At 43.4% G+C, this 26344-nt stretch carries 22 protein-coding genes; 6 read left to right on the forward strand and 16 right to left on the reverse strand.

Features of this window, described 5'->3' with window-relative positions:
- Nucleotides 1-133: 133 nt before the first annotated feature.
- The 4 genes from RIM23_RS27555 to RIM23_RS27570 all read right to left on the reverse strand — a co-directional run bounded on the left by RIM23_RS27555 (nt 134) and on the right by RIM23_RS27570 (nt 7903).
- Nucleotides 134-541, reverse strand: a complete 408-nt coding sequence (locus RIM23_RS27555; protein ID WP_446371240.1) for an endonuclease domain-containing protein — start codon at nt 539-541, stop codon at nt 134-136.
- 121 nt (nt 542-662) lie between these two features.
- Nucleotides 663-2552, reverse strand: a complete 1890-nt coding sequence (locus tag RIM23_RS27560) for a UvrD-helicase domain-containing protein (protein ID WP_446371242.1) — start codon at nt 2550-2552, stop codon at nt 663-665.
- A 60-nt stretch (nt 2553-2612) separates the two neighbouring features.
- On the reverse strand, nt 2613-5219 hold the full coding sequence (gene acnB / locus RIM23_RS27565) for a bifunctional aconitate hydratase 2/2-methylisocitrate dehydratase (RefSeq protein ID WP_446371244.1): 2607 nt from the start codon (nt 5217-5219) through the stop codon (nt 2613-2615).
- Nucleotides 5220-5911: 692 nt separating this feature from the next.
- Nucleotides 5912-7903, reverse strand: coding sequence for an NACHT domain-containing protein (locus RIM23_RS27570; protein ID WP_446371246.1), 1992 nt, complete (start codon nt 7901-7903; stop codon nt 5912-5914).
- A 105-nt stretch (nt 7904-8008) separates the two neighbouring features.
- On the opposite strand from RIM23_RS27570, the gene RIM23_RS27575 reads away from it, so the two are divergent.
- Nucleotides 8009-8188 (forward strand): hypothetical protein, encoded by a 180-nt coding sequence (locus tag RIM23_RS27575; RefSeq protein WP_446371248.1) that lies wholly within the window; start codon nt 8009-8011, stop codon nt 8186-8188.
- 442 nt (nt 8189-8630) lie between these two features.
- On the opposite strand, the gene RIM23_RS27580 is transcribed toward RIM23_RS27575, so the two are convergent.
- The gene (locus tag RIM23_RS27580; RefSeq protein WP_446371250.1) at nt 8631-10247 is read right to left on the reverse strand and encodes a helix-turn-helix domain-containing protein; all 1617 of its coding nucleotides are present in this window, start codon (nt 10245-10247) and stop codon (nt 8631-8633) included.
- A gap of 354 nt (nt 10248-10601) precedes the next feature.
- Between RIM23_RS27580 and RIM23_RS27585 the strand changes: the two genes are divergently transcribed.
- The 3 genes from RIM23_RS27585 (at nt 10602) to RIM23_RS27595 (ending at nt 14882) form a co-directional block, all read left to right on the forward strand.
- Nucleotides 10602-10724 (forward strand): hypothetical protein, encoded by a 123-nt coding sequence (locus tag RIM23_RS27585; RefSeq protein ID WP_446334798.1) that lies wholly within the window; start codon nt 10602-10604, stop codon nt 10722-10724.
- A gap of 826 nt (nt 10725-11550) precedes the next feature.
- Entirely contained in the window at nt 11551-11715 is a 165-nt protein-coding gene (locus RIM23_RS27590; RefSeq protein WP_446371252.1) for a hypothetical protein, read from the forward strand.
- Nucleotides 11716-11867: 152 nt separating this feature from the next.
- Nucleotides 11868-14882, forward strand: a complete 3015-nt coding sequence (locus RIM23_RS27595; RefSeq protein WP_446371254.1) for a PAS domain S-box protein — start codon at nt 11868-11870, stop codon at nt 14880-14882.
- A gap of 136 nt (nt 14883-15018) precedes the next feature.
- Here RIM23_RS27595 and lpxD read toward each other — a convergent pair whose 3' ends face one another.
- The 8 genes from lpxD to RIM23_RS27635 all read right to left on the reverse strand — a co-directional run bounded on the left by lpxD (nt 15019) and on the right by RIM23_RS27635 (nt 22174).
- Nucleotides 15019-16062: a UDP-3-O-(3-hydroxymyristoyl)glucosamine N-acyltransferase gene (lpxD, locus tag RIM23_RS27600; RefSeq protein ID WP_446371256.1), complete on the reverse strand. Its 1044-nt coding sequence runs from the start codon at nt 16060-16062 to the stop codon at nt 15019-15021.
- Nucleotides 16063-16134: 72 nt separating this feature from the next.
- Nucleotides 16135-16521, reverse strand: a complete 387-nt coding sequence (locus tag RIM23_RS27605) for a hypothetical protein (RefSeq protein WP_446371258.1) — start codon at nt 16519-16521, stop codon at nt 16135-16137.
- 286 nt (nt 16522-16807) lie between these two features.
- The gene (locus tag RIM23_RS27610; protein ID WP_446371260.1) at nt 16808-18031 is read right to left on the reverse strand and encodes an NAD(P)/FAD-dependent oxidoreductase; all 1224 of its coding nucleotides are present in this window, start codon (nt 18029-18031) and stop codon (nt 16808-16810) included.
- Between the two features lie 26 nt (nt 18032-18057).
- Nucleotides 18058-18219, reverse strand: a complete 162-nt coding sequence (gene rd, locus RIM23_RS27615) for a rubredoxin (protein WP_446371262.1) — start codon at nt 18217-18219, stop codon at nt 18058-18060.
- Between the two features lie 43 nt (nt 18220-18262).
- Nucleotides 18263-18394, reverse strand: coding sequence for a hypothetical protein (locus RIM23_RS27620; protein ID WP_446371264.1), 132 nt, complete (start codon nt 18392-18394; stop codon nt 18263-18265).
- A gap of 458 nt (nt 18395-18852) precedes the next feature.
- Entirely contained in the window at nt 18853-19371 is a 519-nt protein-coding gene (locus RIM23_RS27625; RefSeq protein ID WP_446371266.1) for an ElyC/SanA/YdcF family protein, read from the reverse strand.
- A gap of 35 nt (nt 19372-19406) precedes the next feature.
- On the reverse strand, nt 19407-20723 hold the full coding sequence (locus RIM23_RS27630) for a hypothetical protein (protein WP_446371268.1): 1317 nt from the start codon (nt 20721-20723) through the stop codon (nt 19407-19409).
- A gap of 5 nt (nt 20724-20728) precedes the next feature.
- Nucleotides 20729-22174, reverse strand: a complete 1446-nt coding sequence (locus tag RIM23_RS27635) for an AAA family ATPase (RefSeq protein ID WP_446371270.1) — start codon at nt 22172-22174, stop codon at nt 20729-20731.
- A gap of 142 nt (nt 22175-22316) precedes the next feature.
- Between RIM23_RS27635 and RIM23_RS27640 the strand changes: the two genes are divergently transcribed.
- The gene (locus RIM23_RS27640; RefSeq protein WP_446371272.1) at nt 22317-22481 is read left to right on the forward strand and encodes a hypothetical protein; all 165 of its coding nucleotides are present in this window, start codon (nt 22317-22319) and stop codon (nt 22479-22481) included.
- A gap of 306 nt (nt 22482-22787) precedes the next feature.
- Here RIM23_RS27640 and RIM23_RS27645 read toward each other — a convergent pair whose 3' ends face one another.
- The 3 genes from RIM23_RS27645 to RIM23_RS27655 form a co-directional block, all read right to left on the reverse strand.
- Nucleotides 22788-23192, reverse strand: a complete 405-nt coding sequence (locus tag RIM23_RS27645; RefSeq protein WP_446371274.1) for a PIN domain-containing protein — start codon at nt 23190-23192, stop codon at nt 22788-22790.
- Nucleotides 23189-23443 carry an AbrB/MazE/SpoVT family DNA-binding domain-containing protein gene (locus tag RIM23_RS27650; protein WP_446371276.1) on the reverse strand — a complete coding sequence of 85 codons (255 nt, stop codon included), beginning with the start codon at nt 23441-23443 and terminating at the stop codon, nt 23189-23191. The genes RIM23_RS27645 and RIM23_RS27650 overlap by 4 nt, the downstream gene beginning before the upstream one ends.
- A gap of 591 nt (nt 23444-24034) precedes the next feature.
- Complete coding sequence (locus RIM23_RS27655; RefSeq protein WP_446371278.1) at nt 24035-25876, reverse strand: ABC transporter ATP-binding protein; 1842 nt, start codon at nt 25874-25876, stop codon at nt 24035-24037.
- Here RIM23_RS27655 and RIM23_RS27660 point away from each other — a divergent pair.
- Entirely contained in the window at nt 25820-26164 is a 345-nt protein-coding gene (locus RIM23_RS27660; protein WP_446371284.1) for a hypothetical protein, read from the forward strand. The genes RIM23_RS27655 and RIM23_RS27660 overlap by 57 nt on opposite strands.
- The last annotated feature ends 180 nt before the right edge of the window (nt 26165-26344 follow it).

Raw genomic sequence — 26344 nt, forward strand, 5'->3', positions numbered from 1 at the left:
GCGGAATAAAGTTTGTTAGCTGAGAGGGGAGTACAAGTCTCTTGTTCCCCCTTCCGTGCAAAAAAAAGCGAAGCATCCTTTGTCATCCCCCCTCGCAGGGGGGAACGAGGGGGGTGGGAAGGGGGTTAGGGGGTTAGGTTTCTCCACAAGCTGCGGAAATACGCGCCAAAACACGATCAAGATTCTGTCTCACGTCTTCATTTCTAACTCGCAACAGCCGCAATCCTCGTGCAGACAAAATGCGATCGCGTTCTGAATCGTATTCCGTTTGTTGTTGATGAATTTCTCCATCCACTTCTATGACTAATCTAGCAGCATGACAGTAAAAGTCGGCAATAAACCCATCAATAATTTGCTGACGGCGGAAGTGTAAGCCATTCAATCGATTAGCGCGAAGTTTTTGCCAGAGGATTGTTTCTTCTTGGGTCATTTGGCGACGGAGTTCCTTGGCAAGTTGTAGTTTGACTGAGGTTACTTTTTGTCCGATAACAATATTATTGGTTAACTCTTTTGGGGTTTGTTGGGGAGTGGGATTATTCATTAATAAAGTATGGTAATTGATTGGTATTGTTACATTTTGGATGACCTCTCCCCCAGCCCCTCTCCTACAAGGAGAGGGGAGTAAGAGTTTCTTGTTCCCCCTTCCCTTGCAGGGAAGGGGGCTAGGGGGTTAGGTTTCTATCATCATCAATAACTTGATTGAAAAAATTGTGATATTTCGAGTTACCTAGATTGACCACAATCAGATTTTGTCTACATCTTGTTATTCCTGTGTATATTAATTCATCCATGGAATCATCACTGTCTTCAGTATAATCTTCAATAATTAAAACTAATGTATTTATTTCCCATCCCTTGAAGCTATGGATTGTAGATAATTTAACCGTGCCAGAATTAATCCAAAAATTTGCCTTTTTATTTTCACCTATTTCTTTTATTTCAATTTTTGATATTGTATATTTGGTTTTATCAGACATAATTTTATCATAGATTTCCTTTGATTCAAACATAACTTTAGTTTTTTCGTGTTTATCATTTCTTATAAAGTAATCTATCTCTCTTACTGTTTGTATAGTAAATGATAAAAAACAAATATCATTAGGATGTATGTTATATTTATTTATTTTGTTGTAAATATTATCGACTACTATATTCAGTGAAGTATTTTTCATATAATCTAAATAATCAAATACTTCTGGTTTATTGTTATTGTTGTTTTTTATGATTTTAACTTTATCTATTTTATATTTTTCTTGAAAAAAGGTTTCTTGGAATTTTTCCGCTATATGTGCCACTTTAGTTGATAGTCTAAAGGATTCATTTAAAACATTCCAAGCACCAGGCATACCTATGGCTTTAAAGTTTTTATATTCATCTAAGTTTCTTTTGTATATATTTTGCTTAACATCCCCAAATACTACATACTCGCCATCTTCAGCCAGGAAGAATTTCATGATAATTGTTTGCCATTCTTCCTTATAGTCTTGAAGCTCATCTATCAATATGGCGTTATACTTTCTTAGCTTCTGCTTTATTCCTTCAAATAAATTTTTGTTTGAGTAATAATTTTCTTCCCAGTATTGTGTTTGATCAGAACTACTCCAAGTCTCAAAGTTTTCTGGTACATCAATTTTTATTTCTACGTTATTTAACTCTGCATTTATAAAATTATGGTAGTTATTTATATAGAAACTATTCCAGCTAAATTCTTCTCTGACTTCGCTAATTCTGTCATGGATGTAGTTTTTCAGAGTTATATTGTAAGTAAGTATCAATACTTTATCGCCGGTTCTTTTATGTGCATTAACAGCTCTCCGGGCTAATATAAGGGTTTTTCCAGAACCTGCAATTCCTTTAATCTTCTGCCTCGGACTAGACTTACTAAGTGTTAATTTTTTTTGTTTATCCGTCAACTTAATTTCTATTCCTTGTTCGATTGTATGAAATGACGGCTGAAGGTATCTCTTAAAACTATTGTAAAGTTTTTCGTCAAACAATGATGAATTTTCATAAAGCCTTGCTTTACTAAGAATAATTTTCATTTTATCGATATTCAGTGAATCTTTACCAAAAACCTGTATATATTTTTTAGCATTTTCATATTTAAATGCATTGCAGAAAAAATCCTTGATACTTTGTTCATCTTCGTTGTGAAAGTAAACGGCGCAATACACTATTGCATAAAATTTTTGATTCTCTATTTTTCGTTCTAGCAAATCCTCAATATGTAAATTAAATAAATTGTCTTTGTACTTTTTAACTTGCTCAATTGGCGATTTGATAATAGAATGGTTATTTTTTAATCTCCATTGTTTTTGGCTATCTACATAGTAAGATGATAAATTCCAGTCCTTCACTTCTATGATCAAAACACCCGATCCCTTTCGCATAATAATGATGTCTGGTTTATCTCCATTTAAAAAAGGTTGATAGTATATTTCAAATCGATCATCTTTATCTAACGTTTCCTTTAAAAATTTTAGTAAACATTTTTCACCTTCAGTTTTTTCTAATTTTGAGATGTTTTCTTCAGAGGGAAATAGTTTAGCCATTTTCTTATTTTATAAAAATTAAACAACAAATCAGGTGGGCAATTGCCCACCCTACTTTAATTACCTCGCCGCTGTCGGCATCCCCAAAATATCCTCAATCTTGGGCATTTCTGACAACGGAATCACTCGTCCTTCATCCTCAAACCCAGCAATTTGATCGAAATTCAAATACCGATACAAATCACCAGCAAAAGGATTCAATTTTTCCGTCACAATCGCCGTATATTCCTCAACCGTGGGAATCCGTCCCAACAGCGCACAAACGGCGGCTAATTCCGCAGAACCTAAATACACTCGCGCACCTTTGCCCATGCGGTTGTTGAAATTTCGAGTCGAGGTTGAAAATACCGTCGCCTCATCTTCAACTCGCGCCTGATTTCCCATACATAGAGAACATCCCGGCATTTCTGTCCGTGCATCCGCAGCGGTAAAGGTATCATAAATCCCTTCTTCCCGCAGTTGCTTTTCATCCATCCGGGTAGGCGGACAAATCCAGAGGCGCACTTTAACTTTTCCAGCCCCTTCTAATACTTTGGCAGCCGCGCGATAATGTCCGATATTGGTCATGCAAGACCCAATAAACACCTCATCAATTTTGTCTCCGGCACATTCGGACATTAATTTGACATTATCTGGGTCATTGGGTGCGGCGACAATGGGTTCTGTGATTTCGTTCAAATTGACTTCGATAATATCGGCATACTCAGCATCGGCATCCGCAGACATTAACTCCGGACTTGCCAACCATTGCTCCATTTTAGCCACACGGCGCATAATGGTACGAGCATCTTGATAGCCTCGCGCTGCCATATTTTTCAATAGAGCAATATTGGAACGCAGATACTCAGAAATCGTTTCTTTACCCAGCTTAATGGTTGAGCCAGCACAAGACCGTTCTGCCGTGGCATCGGTGAGTTCAAAGGCTTGTTCAACTTTTAAATCGGGTAAGCCTTCCATCTCCATAATCCGTCCAGAGAAAACGTTTTTCTTATTCTCTTTAGCAACGGTTAATTTGCCTTGTTGAATCGCTACATAGGGAATCGCATTGACAATATCCCGCAGGGTAACTCCCGGTTGCAATTCACCCGTAAACCGGACTAATACGGATTCGGGCATATCTAATGGCATAGCCCCCAAAGCGGCTGCAAATGCGACTAACCCAGAACCGGCGGGGAAGGAAATGCCTAGGGGGAATCGGGTGTGGGAATCGCCACCGGTGCCTACGGTATCGGGTAATAACATCCGGTTTAACCAGGAGTGAATAATCCCATCTCCTGGACGCAAGGCGACACCACCGCGAGTGGAGAAGAAGTTGGGGAGTTCTTTGTGGGTGGTAATATCCACGGGTTTGGGATAGGCGGCGGTATGGCAGAAACTCTGCATGACTAAATCGGCGCTGAATCCCAGACAGGCGAGTTCTTTGAGTTCGTCCCGTGTCATTGGACCGGTGGTATCTTGGGAACCAACGGTAGTCATTAAGGGTTCGCAGGAGGTTCCGGGACGCACTCCGGGTAATCCGCAGGCTTTGCCCACCATTTTCTGTGCCAAGGTAAAGCCTTTATCGCTATCCTCTGGCATTGTGGGACGAGTGAAGAGGGTGCTGGGGGCTAATCCCAAAGCTTCACGGGTTTTATCGGTGAGACTCCGCCCGATTAACAGGGGAATACGTCCACCGGCGCGGACTTCATCGAGGATGGTTTCGGGTTTGAGTTTAAAGGTGGAAATGACCTCTCCGGCTTCGTTGGTGATTTCGCCTTTGTAGGGGTGGATAGTAATTACCATTCCGGTTTCCATCTGGGTGACATCGCACTCGATGGGTAATGCACCGGAGTCTTCGGCAGTGTTGAAGAAGATGGGCGCGATCGCACTTCCTAAAATATACCCGCCTGCGCGTTTATTGGGAACGTAGGGAATATCTTCCCCAATATGCCAAAGTACGGAGTTAATCGCGGATTTACGGGAGGAACCTGTACCCACAACATCCCCAACGTAAGCCACAGGATAGCCTTTTTCTTTGAGCTTGGCAATGGTTTCTAACCCATCCGGCATCCGGGATTCTAGCATCGCTAAGGCGTGTAGGGGGATATCCGGGCGGGTGGTGGCGTGGGTGGCGGGAGAAAGATCGTCGGTGTTGGTTTCTCCCGGTACTTTGAATACGGTGACAGTGATGGCTTTGGGGAGTTTGGCACGGCGGATAAACCAATCGGCTTCTGCCCAAGCATCAATGACCTGTTTGGCGTAGGGATTGACATCCGATAGGGCGAGGACATCGTTGAAGGTATCATACACCAAGGTAATTTTACTTAGTTCAACGGCGGCTTCTGATGCTAAGGGGTTGTCAGGGGATTTGAGTAAATCAACTAAGGATTGGACGTTGTAACCGCCTACCATTGTCCCCAAAAGGTCTACGGCGCCTTGGTGACTGATTAGGGGGCTGGTGATTTCGCCTTTGGCAATGGCGGTGAGGAAGCCTGCTTTGATATAGGCGGCTTCGTCAACACCCGGAGGAACGCGATCGCGAATTAGGTGCATTAGGGTTTCTTTTTCCCCCGGTGGCGGGTTTTTCAGCAGTTCGCACAGTTCAGTCGTCTGCTTGGCGTCTAGGGGTAGGGGGGGAATGCCGAGTTCGGCGCGTTCGGCAACGTGTTGGCGATAGGCTTCTAGCATTCTAGTTGTCTCCTCTCTAAGCGTTTGCTGGCATTTTGGCAGTTAAGGTTAGAATTTTTCAAGTGGGGTTGTTCTGTTCTGTCTGCCTGTTGCATAGATAAAGGGTACTGTCTTCTCGTCCTCTTTATTGTTGGCAGTGAACCCTTACCATAGAATTTCTCTCGGTGCTGTATCTGATTTAACGTATCGTTGGTGTTTTCGCTTACGGCTAAATCATAGTGGTTATGAGTACGGATTTACAACTGGGAAGCAGGTGGATGTGCGATTGGTTGATTGATTGGGGTTACTTGCGGGTATTTGGGAGGGAAACGCAGAGGGGCGCAGAGGGAAAGCGCAGAGGTTCGCAGAGGGGTTTGGGGGTAAGTCTCATCAACCGCCTTGGGTTTAAACCCAAGGCTAAAAGCGAAAGTCAGCTAAAGCTGACTGGACTAAGAATAATGGCACTGACTTAAGCCTTTTGGAATCGCCGGAACTCTTGCTATGTCATAGGATAGACACTATCTATTAGATTTAAGTTAGTACCATTCTGATTAAGAGTTTTAGTCCACTTTAGTGGACTTGAGCTTTTAGCCCGGAGTTTGAACTCCGGGCGGGTGTCGGGGCGTACTTTAAATCAGTGCTATTCAAATGAAATTAGAGAGTTCTGCGAATAGGATTGAGTTTGGATTAGGGAATGGGTGATGGGGTTGAGTTCAGTTGGCGTGGGATTTTCGCTTCTCAATTTCAGGGATGGGTAATAGTAAGTTTTTTTCAATCTCTTGGCGCACTTCTGGAGATACTGCACAACTACTATTCAAACAATCCATTAGTAGTTTATTCGCTTGGTAGTACCGTCGCAGCACATTTATCTGCGGAGTGTTGAAGCATTTATTTTTATTAAAACTTAATAGCCACGTCCAAGTCTCGTAATATTCTCTAACCACTAAAGAATTGTATTGAACGTCACCTTTTAAGGTTTTATTAGGGGCGCATCTTAGAAGATACTGGTACAACTGTTCATCATCCAATATAATTGCATCAATTTGCTGTTTCATTAAAATCAACAAATCATTAGCATTTAGCGACATCTCAACGGCTATAATAAATACTTCCCGCCAGCGTACCTCTGTCAGATGCTCGACTAAACCTTGCCAATCAGCATGGTACACAAACCATTTTGCCGTAAAATACTCGTGAAACGTCAGATGAGAAAACGAATAAATACCCCTGGCTCGTTCGACTAATAATCCATGTTGGGCTTCAATGGATTTTAGAACTGCCTCACTATCTAATAACAAAGCGTCCGGATCTGTTTTAGCATCGGGTAAATTGCGAATGTAATCAGCGATATACTGCTCAATATCTCTTTGCTTAAAGAAATACTCTCCCCGCTCAAAGGTAGCAAAAGCGACTTTAATCAATAAATCCTCTTTACGCTGTACTGACAATTTCTTGTAAACCTGCTCCCGCACAATCCGATAGCTATCATCCCATTTTTTCAAGAGGGTGCGGATAGCTCGACGATATAATTCAATCCGGTCTGCTGGAAATTTCCCAGAATCTTCAAATTCTATACACAGTAACGTCAACAGCAGTGGATTACTTGCCAGTTCTTTGATGGGTTCGTTGTTTTCTAATTGTTCGATAAAATAGCCAGCTAAATCTGATTGTTTAGCCTGAAACCATTTGGTAGCAAATGTGCGAATCTGCTTATCGTCAAAATCATCGACTTCAACATCTGTGAACTTTTCAAAGGTATACTCCCGTGCGGCAATCCGACAAGTGATGACAAAGGTGTTAGCATCATACTTTTCGGTATCAGTAAAGGATTGAATCTGAGTTAAGACGCGATCAGCATCTTCTTCCTTAACCTCATCTAAGCCATCTAGCAGAATTAACCCTCTTCCGTGTTGAAGAATTGCAGCGACTTGGTTATCTGTAACGTTACAGTTATCGAAAATTTGATTAATATAGGCGGTCAGACTTGGCTGATTTTGCGTTTCGGCAAATTGCTTCAGCGTAATAAAAATAGGAACCTTATCCGTCAAAACCTTAGAGTTAGCACATTGAATCGCTAAATATTTGAGAAACGTCGTTTTACCCGCACCCGGTTTGCCTAATACCATCAACTTGTCATGTTTTTTGACAGCTTCTAGCCCCGGTATTTTTTCCTCTTTTACCTTACCGAATCCCAGACGGTCAAAGCTTTCTGAGTCTAGGTTACAACTTTGCATCAATTCATTAGTCGATAACCGCCTACGCCCAATGACTTTTTCTAGAATATTGACTTTGGTATAAATATCCTTCAACCCAATAGGTTGAGTCATGTCCAGCACCTTCATTGTGCCGCAATCCTTTTGAATGCTGGGTTTGATTTTCTGGCGTATTTCTTGCACCAGGGTATCAATCTCTAACTCATGAGTAGGAGTCTGAGTAGTTGAAGTTGGATGAGAGGCTTGATACTTCTGGATGAGAAAATGATTCAGTTTCGGAACCTTATTTGGACTCTTACCACCAATGCTGAACCTTTTATAGACACCACTCATGCGAGTGCGAAAGGCACCTGGAGAGATATGAAGAGATTCCGCGATCGCGTCTACATCCCCCTGACGACTGAAACGTGCCACAAATGCTTCTTCCTGTTCGGGGGAAAGCTCATGGAGGCGAGCGATTTTGGTCAAAAAGTCCTGGGGTAGCGGTTGCATGAGACGAATGTTAGGCTATGTTAGCCATGTTAGCCTAAGTTTCAGCGTAATCTCTTAATTGCAACGGCGATAGTAAGAAGCAGTTGAGTTAAAAGGTTAATTCAGATGACTAAACAAACAAACTTGAGTGCGGCTAAAATCATTGTTGCCTTGCATATTCTGCTGACGCCTGTTGTTCTGGGAACTGTCAGTTACTGGGTAATTAAGTCTGACTTTCAGGGAGTGATTCAATTGAAGTTAAACCGCGATGGGGGTGAAGTGCTGATTGATCGGCGTTCTCAGTAAAAGAACCTGGCGCGTATGTAGGGGGGATTTAACTATTATCTTTTCAGTTGCACCCAAATGTGACTAAACCCGCCCTGACTTGACCTTTGATTTCGCTAGCTGGTCAGTCATAGCAATGGTGCGTTACGCTCAGCTAACGCACGATGGCGGCGTGACTCAACTAAAATAGGGCTTTGTTTGTAGTAAGCACAAAGCGTGCTTTAACGCATAGCTGGAGAGGGCTAAAGCCCTGACTACAAACCAAATCTAATACAATGAAAGGTATAGGATAATGATACAAGAAATCGGGAAACAATCGGATGCGATCGCGTGGATTCAATTCCTACTTAATAATTAAGCTTATATGTAGGGTGGGCATTGCCCACCTACCACTATAAATAAGAACCCATCATTATAGAGACGTTGCATGGAACGTCTCTACATCTATTCTATCCCTGAACTATTATCCAGAACTCAACTCAGCCAAACCCAGCACTTTCTGCAACAGCCGTTGATCTTCTAATTTAATCTGAAAACGTCCCTTTTCAATATCCCGAATCCAGCTTTGGCTTTTACCCGTCAATTGCGCCAAGTCTCGTTGACTGAGTTGGTGATGTTTTCTCGCCGCGATAACATCTGCGCCCGAAAGTACAGGCGATGAATGGGATTTAGTTTTGCGTTTTGTCAATCGTACCTTGTTCGGCTCAACGGTAGTCAGCGCATGTTCCCATTCTGCCTTCAGTTCAAACCATAAAATCCGGGCTTTCATTAACAGATTCCACTTGCCACGGGGCGCTGCATCGGTTAACCGCCTCTTACTATTTCCATCTTGAATCCAAAACTCTAGCGCCGCATCAGCATCGTCGGGGAGATCCCCTAATTTCGCCCACATAGGTTGAATCTCTGGTAAATACGTCACCGGATCAAACACAGGTTTAAGTCCATAATGACTGAGAACCTCTAAATCAGTTTCAAATGTCCGCACCAGACGTTTCCGTTCATCTCGTTGGGAAGACGCCCGCAGGAGTTTCTCCTCACCATAAGCTACTCGCATTAATGTGGGTACGGTAATCCGCTGTCGTTTACCGATTCTAGTTTTAAACAGCAGCCATAACATCATCCGCGTCGCCCCTTCATGATGTTGCCAATTACTCATCACGGCGCTGAGTAAAGATTGAGGCAGATTGCCATACTGATAGAAAGCGGTTCGGTTTTGACAGCCTTGCCGATTTAAGAAATACTTTGCCCATATCCCAGCCCTAACCCGAAAGGTTAAGCCAACTAAATGTTTATATCCTTGTTCGTCTTCCTGAAAATGATGTTCAATTGGCTGAAGATGCCACAAACGGCTTTGGGGAATGCTAAATTCTGGAACTTTGCCTTGCTTTGACCAATGAGCACCGATGGTAATTTTGCAGGGCTGCTGGGCAAGATGTTTAATCAGGCTTAACTTAGCCGCTTTACTCAAATCTGTGCGTTTCTGGAGTCCCAAGTATTGCTCAATTTGCACATCGTTGAGGGTAAACTCTTCTTGCCAAGGTTTTTCTAATGCTGTCGCGTATGCAGCATAAATGAGATGGAGACAGGTGGCTTTGATATCCATCGCCTCAAGCGTCGCCTGTGCTTCGTCAGCGGATAAAGCCTCAGTCGAATCTGTATCGAATGTATCGGTTAGGCAGAAGTCTACTTTACATTTACCTTGACTAACCTGTCGCTGATAACAGAGTTTTCCGGAAGCATCAGTGTGCCAAGGAAGGGAGAGTCCCTGTGCTAATAGGTTGCACGCTTCCCAGATGACGATGGAAGAGGCAAATGGATTGGTTTTGTCATTGGCAAATAAGTCGGGACTGGTGGGAGGTCTTTCATTGAGCTTGTATCGTCCCTTTTTTCCTTGAGAGGGAACTGGAGAACTGATGGGACAGTGAATCACGCATTGAGGTTCGGGATAATACCCTTCACAGTTGTTACACAGATTTGGATCAATCCACGTCTGGTTATCCTTGATTTTGATTGCACCCGTTGGACATAGGGAGCGACAGGTATCACACCCAGTACAACTTTGTGAAAGTTTATAAGCCATAACATTATCAGACTACTGCAAAATTTAATCTTTAATAGGTAAAATGCTGGGTTCTAGGGGAACATTTAGATGGCTTATTAATTTGATAGGGATTGAGTGACGGCAAAGTCTAAAATAGACGACTGCCACCGATGACCAGCTATAGACTGTTGCCTCAAATCACTGTTCGATTCATGGCATTTTGTTTATGCTTCTCAACAATCTTTATGATCAAATCGTTACATGTTACCTTCAGGATATTTGTTCAACCTGAGCAATTATTATTTTCTTAATATTTGTTTTATTAGGTAACACTTTTTACTGCTTTTTTATACTAAAGTATTACTGTAGAGAAGGTGAGATGGCTAGACGTAAATGAAACGAACCACGATTACGATCAAAGTGACTATCGAGCAAAAGCAGCAGCTTAAACAGGAAGCAGACAAAGATAAGCGAACGCTGTCTAACTACATCAAGGTCAAACTTGGCTTGCTGTAATTGATCCAGATTTATGTCAATCCTGGGTCAAAATGGTTGTTTTTGCTAAAAAATGCCCAATTTTGATGTCTAATAGGAGGATTTAACCCTTTCTATCTCGACTGATTGGTTTTGGCGACGGAACGCCAACTGAAGCTATTTGTGATTTGCATCAGTGTTATGCAAAGCTTACTCAGAGGTTACTAAACAGTGACAAAATAGCGATCCCATTACCTGGGCAGCTTGCCACTCCTTAACTATCTAAGCACAGAGGATTTCGGAGTTTGTATAGCGCTATTGGTTTCGTTAAATATTTGGCTTATCCATCAATCAAACAGTCCGAGTGTGGCAAGTTGTCTTTCTCTATCTAAAGGAGTATTGTTTTGCAAAAATTGTTATTTTGTAGCGTAATTAACTGAAAAATATAACTTGATACTATATTTTATTCAATCTAATTTACACTCAATCGTTTTTGGTATCAAGTTTAACAAAATTCTAGCATAATTTAGGCTATTTCTTGGGATAGGTTTAGTAATATCAGGGCGAGAAAAATAAGGATAATAGTAAAACCTGCCCCTAGGGAAAAACTGAAAAATGTAATCCAAGCTACCAATGCTCCCAGAGGTGCCATTTAACTCTCTACCTTCCACGGAATAGTTTTATTCAGAGAAAAATCAGCACATCTGTTTCGATCCCATCACTTGCCTTATCATAGAGAGCTAGTTCGTTGCCAACGGTCAACTGCTCCTCGGATCAGCATCTCAGAATTGACCGCTCCTACTACTGACAGGCTTGGGTGCGGTCTTACTTTTCACGGGAAGTCTAAAAACTATTGTAGAGACGCGCCATGGCGCGTCTGGGCGGGCGCGAGTTACATCTGGGTGCAACCGAAAAGATAGCCGTGAAAGTGAGCCCCTACACAATTCACACTCACATTGCACCAGATACCGTGAAAAGTCAGGGGTGCGCTGGGTTACAGGCAAGTAATTTGAGCCAAGGGCTTTACAATTAGTTACATGACCAGGGATAATCTCATACTGGGAAATTTATTAGTCTTATTTATGGTCAAGACGATAAAATTTAATAAAATTTTAAGCATTCAACCGTCCACTCCCTCAAAACCCCCGCAATAGTTGAGCCACGCATCTGAGTGTGGAGAAAATCATGGCTATTCTACCCAATTCCCTTGAATCCACCCCAAACTCCACCAAAGACCAACAGACACCCGAATCGCTGCAACAGAGCGAAGCCCGATTTCAGACGTTAGTTGCCAATATTCCGGGCGCTGTTTACCGTTGTACCTGGGACTCGGTTGGAACGATGACGTTTCTAAGTTCAGCGATTCAGCCTATTTCTGGCTATGAAGCGTCTGAGTTTATTCACAATCGAGTACGCTCTTTTCACAGTATTATCCATCCTCAAGATCGCCGCCGAGTTGAGGAGAGTGTGTGGCAAAGTATTGACAGCCAACACCCCTATACGATTGAGTACCGGATTGTCCGTGCTGATGGCAAAATCACTTGGGTGTATGATCAGGGTCAAGGGATTCTGGATGAGAACGGTGTTGTCCAATGGCTCGATGGTGTGATCCTGGATATTACTGAGCGCAAACAAACTGAAATCCAATTGCGGGAGACACAAGCCTTCCTCAACTCCGTGGTGGAGAATCTCCCTGTCGGTGTCTTTATCAAAGATGCCAAAGATTTGCAGGTGATGTACTGGAACAAAACCAGCGAAGAACTGTTGGGTTACTCGAAAGCCCAAGTCTTGGGTAAGAATGACTATGATTTTTTACCTTACGAACAAGCCCGACTCTTACGGGCGAAAGACCGACAAATTCTCACCGATGGTAAATTAGTTGATATTCCCGAAGCTTCCCTAAACACGCCCCATCGGGGAGAACGCATCGTCAATACCAAAAAAGTCCCCTTGCTGGACGAAAAAGGTACGCCACAGTATATATTGGGGATTGTTGAAGATATCACTGAACGCAAGCAAGCCGAAGCCGCACTGCAAGAATCGGAACGTCATTATCGCTGTATCGTGGAAACCGCATCCGAGGGGGTTTGGGTGTTTGATGCGAATAACCAAATCACCTTTGCTAATAGTCGCATGGCGCAAATGCTGGGTTATCCCATTGAACAAATGCTGGGGCGATCGCTGTTTGATTTTATTGACACCGAATCCGAGGCGCTGATCCAAACCTACTTAGAACGTCGCCGTCAAGGAATCCAGGAACGCTACGATTTCAAGTTTCGCCGCCAAGATGGATCAGATCTGTGGGCGATTATTTCCGCGACGCCACTATTTAATGATCAGGGTAGCTTTGTCGGGGTGCTGAGAATGATTACCGACATTAGCGATCGCAAACAAGCCGAGGAAGCCTTACAAGAAAGAGAACAATTTTTACGCAGTATCCTCAATGGTGTAGAAAACTCAATCAGTGTCGTCGATGTTCATCAACGCCAGAGTCAACCCAATCCCTCTTGGCAATTCCGTTATGTGGATGTGAATCCGGCTTACGAACACTTAATCGGTATCCCAGGCGAACAACTACGCGATCAACCCTTGGATGCTATCTTACCACCAGACCTGGCAGTAACGATAAGCGAACGCTACAACACCTGTGTTCAGACGGGAACATCAATCTCTTATGAAGAATGTTTTGGCGTACAGGGACAAGAAAGTTGGTGGATTACCACACTAACCCCCCTGCGCGATCGACTTGGACATATTTATCGGGTGGTGAGTACCAGTACCAACATCACCCAGCGCAAGCAAGCAGAACAAAAAACGGCGCGATTGACCGCGATCCTAGAAAGTACCACCGATTTTGTCAGTATTTGTGAACCTGATGGGACTTTCCTCTATATTAATAAAGCAGGGCGGCAAATGGTGGGACTTGATCCAGAACAGCAGATCAGCCATTTGCAGATTTGGGATTTTCATCCCCAGTCGGTGAAGCAGCATTTGTTAGAGGAAGGATTACCCAAAGCGATCCAAGACAAAGTATGGCAGGGTGAAACCTCACTCCTGCATCAACAGGGTTGGGAAATTCCCGTATCTCAGGTAGTGATGGCGCACCAAGGTGCAACTGGAGAGGTGGAGGTGTTTTCCACGATTATCCGGGATATTAGCGATCGCAAACAAGCTGAGGAAGCCTTGCGGAAATCTGAACATCAGTTACGAGTCAAAAACCACGATCTCCAGCAAACCTTACATCAACTCAAGCAGACTCAAACCCAACTCATTCAACAGGAAAAAATGGTCAGTTTGGGTCAAATGGTTGCGGGAATTTCCCATGAAATCAATAACCCGATTAGTTTTATTGCTGGGAATATTACCTATACTCGTCAATATGGAACTGAGTTGTTGCATTTATTACAACTCTATGCTAAGAATTATCCCGAACCGGTTGCCGAGATTCAAGCAGAGATTGAGGCGATTGATTTAGACTTTGTGAGGGCAGATTTTCCCAAACTCTTGAACTCCATGCAAGAGGGTGCCAATCGCATCCGCCAAATTGTGCTATCCCTGCGGAATTTCTCCCGTTTGGATGAGGCGGAGATTAAGTCGGTGGATATCCATGACGGCATTGAAAGCACGTTACTCATTTTACAGCATCGACTCAAATCAACACTTAATCGTCCAGAAATTCAAGTTCATAAACAATATGCTCACTTACCATTAGTGGAATGCTACGCCAGTCAGCTTAATCAGGTGTTTTTGAATATTCTGGGAAATGCTATTGATGCGTTACACTCCCAAACTGAACCCGGAAGAATTACGATTTCGACCCAAATGAGTTCTCAGTTTCCTGTTGTACCATTAGAGGAGTCACCAGAAAACAAATCCCAGCAACCTCAATCGATTGAACGGGTGATTATCCGGATTCAGGATAATGGTCCGGGTATCCCAGAAGCGATTCAAAATCAAATATTTAATCCCTTCTTTACCACCAAACCCATTGGCACAGGGACGGGTTTAGGGTTATCGATTTCCCATTCAATTGTAGTGGATAAACATGGCGGTCAATTGACCTGTATATCCCAACCGGGTCAAGGGACAGAGTTTATAATTGAGTTACCCGTGAAACAAAAATCGCTCTCCTCTGGGCTTAAGTTTTCCTTTGGGGAATCTTTCCCCTTATCACCCAAAGTTGTGCAGTCGTCAGCATAAAATCAGGTATTCTTAGGGTGGGTGTGGGTTTAGAGAGTCTGTGTGTTGGTAATGGATAACGGCTCAACCCAACCAGCCCCAGCGTTAAATTACCTGTAATTCAGTCAGGACAGTGAAACTAGGTCTTCATACCTTCCTACTTTGCCTTATGTTTCTGTAATTGTTTAAACGTATGATACATTTCCGGTAACCGATGATAAATCGCGGATACTTTCAAAAATAATTTATGGGGAACAGCGGGAGTACCAGAGACAATCGCCCCGGCTGCTACATTATTATGAACGCCCGTTTGCGCGGTTACGATCGCGCCGTCACCGATTTTGGCTTGATTAGCAATCCCAACTTGACCGGCGAGGATCACCCGATTCCCCACATTCACACCCCCAGCTAAACCGACTTGCGCCGCGATCGCACAAGCACCCCCGACTTGACACCCATGACCAATCTGGACTAAGTTATCAATTTTAGTATGATGACCAATCCGAGTTTCTCCCACCGCCGGACGGTCAATTGTCGTATTACATCCCACTTCCACTCCATCTTCTAAAACGGTATATCCTGATTGTTCCATTTTGAACCACCCGTCTTTCGTGGGGACAAAACCAAACCCTTCCGCACCAATTACCGCACCGCTATGTATGACACAATCCGCCCCAATTTGGCTACGTTCATGAATAGTACAGTTAGCATGTAAGATAGTGCGATCGCCGATTTGCACATCGGGATAAATCACCACATTCGGATGAATACAAACCCGATCACCAATATTCACCCCCGCCTGAATCACCACATGCGCCCCAATATAAACCCCATCCCCTACCTGCGCCTCTGGGTGAATCACAGCGCTAGGGTGAATTTCCGGTGTAGGTTTCCAGGGTTGATAGAAAAGCGCGATCGCACGGGCAAATAATAGTCTAGGTTCAGATACCCCCATCCAAGCGATACCGAGTTCTGTGGCTTGTCGTTGTAACTCTTCATCTGAGGGTAAAATTAAAGCACTCGCCTCGATGGTTTTCACCCTTGCGGCAAACTTCGCTCCCTCAATATAGCTGATCGCACCCTTAGTAACTTGATCAATAGGGGCAATCCCCTGAATCTCTGGATTACAATTAGGATTAACCGATAGACTCGTGCGATCGGTGTCTATATTAAGTTTTTGTACCAGTTCACTAAATTTCATTTTAGTCAGGATTCATGGTTAATCGTTCATGGTTCATTCTTAAGCCATGGATAGTTCTGGGAACGGGTTAAATTAATTTCCAATCGGTCTATTATAGTTAACAGTTACCGTTCCATTGTTTTGATTAACAGTTACGCTAGTTTCCACAGTGTAGCTTGTCGCACCGGGAGGGCGTCCTTTAAAGGTAAACGTTACTGTACCATTGTTATTTTCTATATAAGGTGCATCTTGTACCGGACCATGCATCGCCGCTTCAGCCCGATATCGCCCCAATCCACCATTAATACGTTCAGCCGCTTGTCGGGCTAGATTTTTCGCCCGATTCAGGTCAATATAATATCCGGGATCTACGTCTGGAGAAGATGCAGGCGATCGCGGCGATGTCTGGGCTATGCCATTGACAGCATTTCCGGCAAATGTCACCAAAGTTAAGGCAGAAACTATTAGGATTTTATACATACTTCTATCCTCACAAGTTTGAAGACATAGATTATATATTATAGCATTTTCCCCAAAAAAATCGGAAATTACTATTATTTTATTTTCTTATAAACCCGATAAAATTGTCCCTCAAATCCTTTACCCCCTCTGCGTCCCTCTGCGTAACCCTCTGCGCTCCTCTGCGTTGAAAAAATACATTAACAGATTTGATCGACATAATGAATCATTTTACCCCTAGATAGAACCGGGCGGGTTTGTTGTTCAGTTATCAATAACCAACGAACTTTAGTCCCTAAACCCGCCCCTAAATCTTCCCCATTGCTTGACCCGCCAACCAAGCCGTTGTCCAAGCATTCTGAAAGTTAAATCCGCCCGTAATCCCATCAATATCCAGAATTTCGCCAGCAAAGTAAAACCCTGGACAGCAGCGACTTTCCATAGTTTTAAAATTCACCTCTTTTAAAAATATTCCCCCGCAGGTAACAAATTCATCCTTAAAAACACCCTTTCCTTGAATCACGTAACGTCCTTGATTTACTTCTTGTATAAGTTGATTCAGTGATTTTTTAGAGACTTCTGCCCAGAGTTTGTTTTGGTCAATACCAACATAACTAATTAAACTCTGCCATAGCCGTTTCGGAATCGGAATCGGACAACTCGTCCCAATATAACGTTGAGGAAGTTGAGATTTAACGGCTAGTAAAACCTGGCGGAGATAGTCTTGGTTGTATTGAGGAAGCCAATTAATGATTAAAGGAGTTTTGTAGTGACAATCATGGAGAAACCTAGCCGCCCAAGCCGAAAGTTTCAGGACGGATGGACCACTTAATCCCCAATGGGTAATCAGTAAGGCTCCCGTTTGTTCCTTGACATTTTTCCCGGCTTCTGGTAGTGTTAAACGAACATCATTGACACTAATTCCGGCTAAATCCTGTAAGCGTGGGTCTGATATTGTAAACGTAAATAAAGAAGGGACAGGGGGTTGAATAGTATGACCCAAATCCTGAGCCCAGCGATAACCAAGGGGGTTACTCCCGGTTGCTAAAAGCACGCGATCGCACTCGATTATCTCCCCTGTCTTTAACTGGATTTGAAACCCAGAGGTAAAGCGAATGGATTTAACTGGAGTGGCGGTGCGAATTTGAACACCTGCGCTTGTCGCAGCATGGAATAGACAATCCACAATGGTTTGGGATGTATCCGTAACCGGGAACATCCGCCCATCCGCTTCTGTTTTCAGGTGTACCCCCTGGGCTTCAAACCACGCGATCGTATCTTTGGGTTGAAACCGAGTAAAAGCCCCGCGCAAGGCTTTACTCCCTCTCGGATAGGCTTGTACCAAAAGGGCGGGGTCAAAACAAGCATGAGTGACATTACAGCGCCCACCGCCAGAAATCCGCACCTTAGTTAAAGGCGTTTTCGAGGCTTCCAGCAGAATGACTTGGGTGTGAGGATAGGTGGATGCAGATGCGATCGCGCCGAAAAAACCAGCCGCACCACCACCGATAACAACAATTTTAAGAGACAAAGTGCTTGCATTACTCAGGGTTATGATTATTCTAAGGGTTCAAAATCCGATTTAGCCGCCCCACAGACGGGACATACCCACTCATCAGGGATATCCTCAAAGGCGGTTCCCGGTTCGATACCGCCATCGGGATCACCTTTTTCGGGATCATATTCGTAGTTGCAAAGGGTGCAAACATATTTTTTCATATTGTCTTCTCCTATTGTCTTGTCTACCCATACTATAAGTGTGTCAACATTTTTGATTCAATGGGTGTGCGGCGCGATCGCTGATGATTTCTGCGATCATCTCATCAACGATTTCGGGTTCATCTTCCCAGCCACCTAGCCTTTTGAGGAGGCGATTAAAATCGCTGCTACACAAACAAAGTCCGCCTGCGCGGACTGCGTTCTAACGGGGGTAGCTAACCAAAATTTGGTATAAAAGCATCCCCACTGTGCCAATTACTTTTAATCCAATTTGTTTAGCAACGCGACGTGCTTTTTTATAATTGATTTCTATAAATTATAGCTTGAATGAGGTGCGCTAGGCGGTTAAATGATATCTTTGGCAATTGGGAAACCTAACCCCCCAGCCCCCTTCCAGGTGTTAGTTTGACTTTCATGGCATATTTACTCAAAGTCTAAAAAGCTGAATCGGGGCGGGTTTAGTTACATCGGGTTACAACCGAAAAGATAGTTGTGAAACCCGCCCCTACACAATTTATACCAAATCCGGGTTAGCCCCCCCCTTTATAAGCTAGTCCGCGCAGGCGGACTTTGTTTGTGTAGCTGCGACTTCTAGTCGCCAAGGCAAAAAAGGGGTTCCTGAAATTTACCTACCTATCTATATTTATTAATCCATTTTTGTTTGGCTATTAATAGTTTCTTTTCCCATCCCGGTGAAACAGCCCCTAAAGCTTGATAAAAAATAGATGGTATTTGCATAATGTATGCAACTAATGCTTCTTGCCTTCTAAACTTAATTAGGTTTATTTTGCTTTCGTTAAAAATAAGCTTTGACAAAATATAAACCTTAAAAAATCTGACTTGATCGCAAAAAATATACAGTTCATGTTGATTGAACTTAAGAGAGTCAATGATTTTTTGGGCATAAAGTAAATTATGCAGAGTTGTCAGCGCTCTTTCTTCTAATACTATATTTATAGTCGGGGTTGGCTGATCGATTAAGGAAGACATTAACATAGCTTCAGAGGTGGTTGAGTCTTTAAAGGTATAGCCACCACTGAAAATTAAATTGTTTATTTCATTTTTTAAGGCGTATTCCATGACAGAATTCACGTACCGCTTTAATTGATTGTCTACATGACTACCATAACCGCAGACAATACCCACTTTCATGATGTTAATTTTATCCTGATAAACAAAGCTAAAAATTATATTGGTTTTTTCTTATCTGTAAGCAACAGATGACGGAACCAACGAGTAAACTTAAATAATCTGTAAATTCTAGACCAATTCAATACTCCTGCTTTACGATATAGATTCAAGCCTTCAAGTAGTGTTTTGATGAACTTGAAAAACTGGCGTTGTCGCCAATAAGAAATAGCTAGACCCATTATACAGCTTGCTGCACCTTGCAAGTTCTCATTCTTCTTTCTCCAGTCAAATGCTCTATTGAAGTTTTTAACCGCCTGATGATTTTCTCCTTTATCTAGAAAAATAAATCCTAGTAGCTCATAGGAATCCGTTATTCCTCTTTGATCTTCCAAGTTGTTATATCCATCCAGAGATGTTTTGCAAAAAGCTTCTGCCTGTTTATAGTTTTTATTCATCCGGAAAGCCCAGGATAAGTGATGATCAATCCAAACTAATGCTGGTTCATCCTGAATCTCTATGGCTTTAGCTCTGGCTTTTTCCAAGGTTGCGATTGACTCATTAATCCGAAATTCTCTCCTTTCCATGATCCCTTGATGAACTAAAGGATTAATGATTTTATGAAACATTCTATGTTCTTCTAAAATTTGTAAAATTTGCGAATCTTGTATCCTTGCCTCTTCAAACTTGCCCAAATTCATTTGAAAATAAGCCAGATTTGACAATATATCTATTTTTAAAGCCAAAAAATTTGTATTTGATTCTAAGTTAGTACCAGACTCTAAAAAACTTTCAATCAATCTTAAGGAACACTTAAGATTTGGGATGCCTTCTTGGTAAAGTTCTCTCTGAACTTGAGATATAGCTAAATTTGCCTTAGCTTCTATATAGATTTCTGAGTTCTGAGATGAGTTTAAACATAACTCTTCATAAATGCGACTAGCTTCAGGTAAGTTGCCCGTTTTTCCCAAGGCTTTAGCTTTCAAGATTCTGATAGATCTAAGATCGATTCCAGTATCCTGGAATGAATTGATAATTTCGTTAGTAAGTTCCAATAGCTTAGGCGAAAGCCCCTTGAATATCAGATAGTCACACAAGGGCAATGCAAAGCTAACTGCTGTTGTGTTGATACTAATCGGTACGGTAAGAATAGACTGTACTCGATTCCAGTCTTTGCTCTCACATAAGTGATGTAATGATTTTGTATAACGTTCTACATTTTCTAAATCAGTAGCATTAGATGGTGGATCGTCATCATCCATAAGATAGTTTTCTACGGCTATATAATGATCAAGCTGTTCAAACGGAACTTCATCTAGATTAATACCCCACTCAGCCCAAAGCAATTGACCAGGTTCTTTAAAGTTATTTCCCATCTTAACTACACCCCATTTTTAAAGCTTTCTAATAACCTTCTTCGATGAGCGATCGCCACACTGCGAATTAGATTATGTTGCCCTAAAACGCGCCGATTATTGTGGTTGATCGATTCCTCCACGAGAAAACGATTACTCAACTCTTCTAAAGCCTTCTCCTGTCGTTCTTCACTACACTCTTGATTTTCCAAACGCTTCAGCCACTGCACCAAATGCTTCAACCAATATGCCTCTTTTTCTGGAGAGCGATAAACTGAAGCAGCGCAAACTAATATATAAGCATCAAAGACATCTCTTTTTAATCGGTCAAAAGCGGCTTCAAGCCGTTTATTTACTTGTATTCGCAGTTCCTTTGTCAGTGTATGTAATTTCCAATTATCCTGTTCACCTAAGTTTTTTCCTGCCTCAGCCTCTGCTAAAGCCTTTTCCACTTCTTCTATCTTGTCGCCGCAATCCTCCCAGTATGCCTGCACATTTCCAAAGAAAGGCTCACTGTTAATTTCCTGGATAATTACCCGAAAAACTAGAGGATTACCTTTGTAGGCTTTGCCAATTCGCACCAGTAGGGGTTTATCGGCTGACTCCTCACTAACATCTAATTCTGTTGTCTCGAATAACGCCACCTGTTCTGATTCATCTAATCCATACACAATTTGGCGATGCCAGAAATTACTGTAACGGGAATCTACCAACTGAACTGGCAAATCTTGTGAGGTGACAATTAACCGACTTTGGCAAGATTCGGCTGACAACAAGCTCAAAAAGAATTTGATCCACCACTCATCAGCAAAATCCCCCCAACCTTCCTCTTCATTTCCCGTCAACAGTCTTTCTAGAGAATCAATCAGCACCAGCACCTGATTCTTGTGCAGGTGTTTGACTAACCTGGACAGTAATAGTTCTGGCTGTTTCTCTTCTGCTGAGAGTCTTTCTCCCCATTCCTCCAACCATCTGGCGGCGACACTGGCAAAATCGGTGGTTTTGTCCTGATAATCAAAATTAGCTCTCCGCAGGTTATTCTTCCAATCCCCCTGAAACCAGTCTTGTAGTTCCACCGCCAAGCGTTCAGCCAAGGCGGTTTTACCAATTCCGGTGATACCAACCAGCAGTAATAGCCGACACCTCCCTCGCAGCTTCTGATTCAGTTCAGTAACTAACTGTTCTCGACCTACCCAGGCTTCGTCATAGGCAAAAAATTCGGGTCTGGAATCTGTCTGCGACGGTGGACTATCATCAACAATCTCTTGCCAATTCTCTATCCCGACAGCCTGACAAATTTCAATAAAGGCATCTTGCTGAATGGGTAATCCCCGCCGAAACCGCTTCAGGGTTGCTTGTGTCGTGTTGGCATCCTGATACCAAACGGCGGCTGTCGCTGTCCAACCTTTCTTTTTTCTTGCCTGATCGACTATTTCCAGTCCCTGTTTAGATGCTTTGAGAGTAACCGCCATGCTTATCTACTGAATGTCCGGTTGATGGCTCAATTTTGGCTCACTTTCAACAGTAGCAGCAAGAATGAGCCGAAAGTGCAGCTTTTAGAGATGGGTAGCTAAGGAATCATAAAGATGTTGAACGCAAAGGAAAGACATATTCATGTCCAAGGAACAAGCTACGATTTCCACCAGCCAAACTAACCCAACGACTCCACCTATCGATCCGACGCCGTTATTGCAGTATGGGGATAATCCGACGGCGATTATTCTGAGTATCGCTATTCTACTGTGGGTCTTGCGTCCAGTGATGTTACGCCAACAATAAAATCTGGCACAAACGCCGGGATCAACTCAGGGTAAGTGGACACCTTGGGGTAAAGGCGCGATCGCAGCCTTTGTGCGTACCTTTAATTCCCACCATTAACGGTTTCCGGAGTGCGGGTATCTTAAACGCCTATAGTTAGTAGTGCCAAGAATGGCTGGGTTATGGTGGATCTCTAATTAAGATGGCGGCGTGGCTAAAGCAAGATGGATAACGCTTACACCCGGAAACCGTATGGGCGCACCGACGTGTGCCCATCTTCCCAGTCACCTAATATCATGTCCGGTCAAACACCCCTATTCTTCAATTCTACTCCGGTTCTATCCAAGGTATGTCTAAACGTCTGAAGTCTCGGTCAAATGATACAATTGTTCCACCTTCTCGGCGGGCAACTTCTGCTAGAAAAGCATCTAGTAAATCTACATTAGCCGTTGCCATTTTATTAAGGGCAGCTATCACCTGATCAGCTTCATCAAGAACTATTCCTTCTGTTGTAACAAGCGGTAACAGCACTTCAGCAATTTGGCTGCGGGAATACCGATAAAAGGAGTTGAGTACCCAAACAATTTCTGCAACAACTATCGGTGAAAGTCTGAGTGTCACGTCTCCCCGTTCAGCCCGTTCTGCTAATCTCAGTGATCGTTGAGCAAACTCTGGTGGCTCTCCGGTTAATAAGCGGAGTAAAACATTAGCATCAACCCATAAGTCTGTCATGAGTTTTCAATCTGAGTTTTTTGGACAAGTGTTTCCGCGACACTCTTGCGAATTGCCTCTTTACCGGGATAAGGAACAGTTGCAGGTAAGACACCATAAAATTCACTAAGTCGCTTAGGCTTAATGATTCGCAATTTTAGATCAGTTCCTTCTAGGAGAAGTAATATTTCCTCTCCTCCTTGAAGTCCGAGTTTTTGGCGAATGTGGGCAGGAAGTGGAATTTGTCCTTCAGGTGTTAGTTTGACTTTCATGGCATATTTACTCCAACAGGATGGCTGGGTTATGGCGGATATCTAATTAATTACAGCGTGTTGCAAGTTCGTGAGGTACAGTATTTGCTCTCTGAACAAGTAGTAGCACTATGTAGGTGTACTTCATTTACCTGCAATCTGCTGTAAGATGGCGGCGTAGCACACCTAAGCAAGATGAATTAGAATTCCGCCCGGAAACTGTAGGGGCGCAAAGCTTTGCGCCCGATTCAATGGTAAAATCTATTCCACAATTTTAGCTGTGTCAAGCCAATAGGCTTGCATCCTTGACTACGAACTAGGAACTTTTGCGATCGCACTTAAAGCTCTCGGCGATAATTTGATAGGCTGAGGTGCCCGGGTCTTCCGTACTTAGTGTGCTAAAATATCAGTTTTAATAAGCCAGAAAGCCTACCAATCAAGGATTGTGACTTTTAAGCGTCTTAAAAGGAATTGAAATCCGGGCAAAAATGGTTAAATCTATTGCTGTCCAATATTCAGGCAAATCAAACTAACAATTTAGCACACTAACTACGGAAGACCCCAAATTGTTAAATCACACAAAGGACGAATGACAAAGGACAAATGACAAACTTATTGATATCCCGCCGCCTGTAGCGCAAATAACCGCGCATAACGTCCGCCAAGTTCCACTAATTCCTCATGGGTTCCCTGTTCAATTATTTCTCCCTCCGCCATCACCACAATTTTATCCGCCATTCGTACTGTAGAGAAGCGATGAGAAATTAATACTACCATTTGATCCTGGGTAATCGTGCGGAAATGGTTAAAGACTCGCACCTCCGCTTCTGCATCCATGGCGGCTGTGGGTTCATCTAAGACTAAAATATCTGCACCGGTTCGCATAAAAGCACGAGACAGGGCTATTTTCTGCCACTGACCCCCAGACAGTTCCTGTCCCCCTTTAAACCATCGCCCCAACTGGGTGCTAAATCCTTCTGGCATTAATTCAATAAACGGTTTTGCCATGCCTTTCTCCGCCGCATTTTCCCAGCGGGTTTTGTCTTGCAAATAGTCTACATCCCCAACGCCAACATTCTCCCCGACGGTAAATTGATAGCGGACAAAGTTCTGGAAAATCACCCCAATGCGGCGACGCAGGGTATCAATATTCCATTCCTTTAAATCTAACCCATCTAAGAGAATGCGCCCCGAATCTGGCGTATAGAGACGAGTTAATAATTTAATTAACGTTGTCTTTCCTGACCCATTTTCGCCGACAAGGGCTAACTTCTCTCCCGGTTTCAGGTGCAAGTCAATCCCTTTAAGTGCAGGATTTTGACTTCCAGGATAGGTAAAAAACACCTTCTCAAACCGAATCCCATCCCCTGGTTTTATCCCCTGAGTGGCTGTCCCCTGGTATTGGGGAACCTCTTGTTCTAGAAATTCGTAGAGGTTGGAAATATAGAGATTATCTTCATACATACCGCCAATGGAGGTGAGTATGGCGGAAAATGTAGATTGTCCTTGGCGAAATACGGTTAAATACATGGTCATGTCGCCCAAGGAAATCCGACCAAAGATGGTTTCTATGACAATCCAAGCATAGGCTCCATAAAATGTCAGCGTACTCAGTAATCCTAACAAATAACCCCAAAAACCGCGACGAATGGTCAAATCTCTATCTTCTCGGTAAAGGCGCCCGAATGTATCGTTGTAGCGCTGTAGCATAGTCGCGCCAAGCTGGTATAGCTGAATTTCCTTGGCGTAATCTTCTCTAGCAATTAATGTTTCCAAATAATGCTGCTGGCGGGTTTCTGGGGAACGCCAACGGAATAAGCGAAAGGCTACCCCAGCAAAGCGAGTTTCGGCGATAAAGGGAGGAATTGCGGCTATGACTAATATTGCCACCGCCCAGGTTGAGAATTGCAGCAGTAGTCCGCCAAAGGTGATTAGTGACAGACTATCCCGAACCAGTCCAAATGTCCGCGTCACTAGCGCCAGAGGGCGACTGGAGGCTTCCCGCCGCGCCTGGGTCATTTTGTCGTAAAATTCGGAGTCCTCGAAGTGGGGTAAGTCTAGGGTTAAGGCTTTTTCTAGAATTAACACATTCACCCGTTGTCCTAGCAATACCCGCAATAGCGACTGGCAAACGGTTTGACCTCGCTGACTTCCTGCTAGTATCATAACTGCGATCGCTTCTAATCCGACATAGCCTAACCCTAGCCAACGATGGGCGGCTAACCCCGACTCAGACGCCAATACCACGGTATCCACAATCAACTTACCCAAGTATGCGATCGCGGCGGGTAATAATCCCGCGATAACGGTTAAAATTGCTAGCACCAAGGTTAGTCTGTGACTGGTTGTCCAAACTAACTTCAAGGCGCGTCCGCTATAGCGGAATACTGAAAGCGATTGACGAAGATTCCGAACCACAAATCTCAGCGAGTAGCGTTTTTTACGTCGGTTCATGGCTTGCAGGTAGACATTTTGCCAGCACTACTACGCAGTTTAGATCGTATATCCTTATTCATTGTCGGGACGGGTTTAGCCACAATCCTAGGGGCGGGTTTAGCCACAATCCTAGGGGCGGGTTTAGGGACAATTGTAGGGGCGGGTTTAGGGACAATTGTAGGGGCGGGTTTAGGGACAATTGTAGGGGCGGGTTTAGGGACTAAATTCAGATATTCACCGATAACGGAACAACTTGCACCCGCCCTCCTCACTAACGGAACAACTTGCACCCGCCCTCCTCACTAACGGAACAACTTGCACCCGCCCTCCTCACTAACGGAACAACTCACCGTTCGCTCATTTGGGTAACTCAGTAGCCAAATGAGCAGCCACACAGTAGTCTGAGTGAGCAATTGCACGATTAAACAGACTACTAGGAGGCAATGGATGAAACCAACCCTCTCAGAACGAGTAGATGATCTTCCT

It is taken from the genome of Coleofasciculus sp. G3-WIS-01 (assembly GCF_040223135.1).
Taxonomy (GTDB): Bacteria; Cyanobacteriota; Cyanobacteriia; order Cyanobacteriales; family Coleofasciculaceae; genus Coleofasciculus.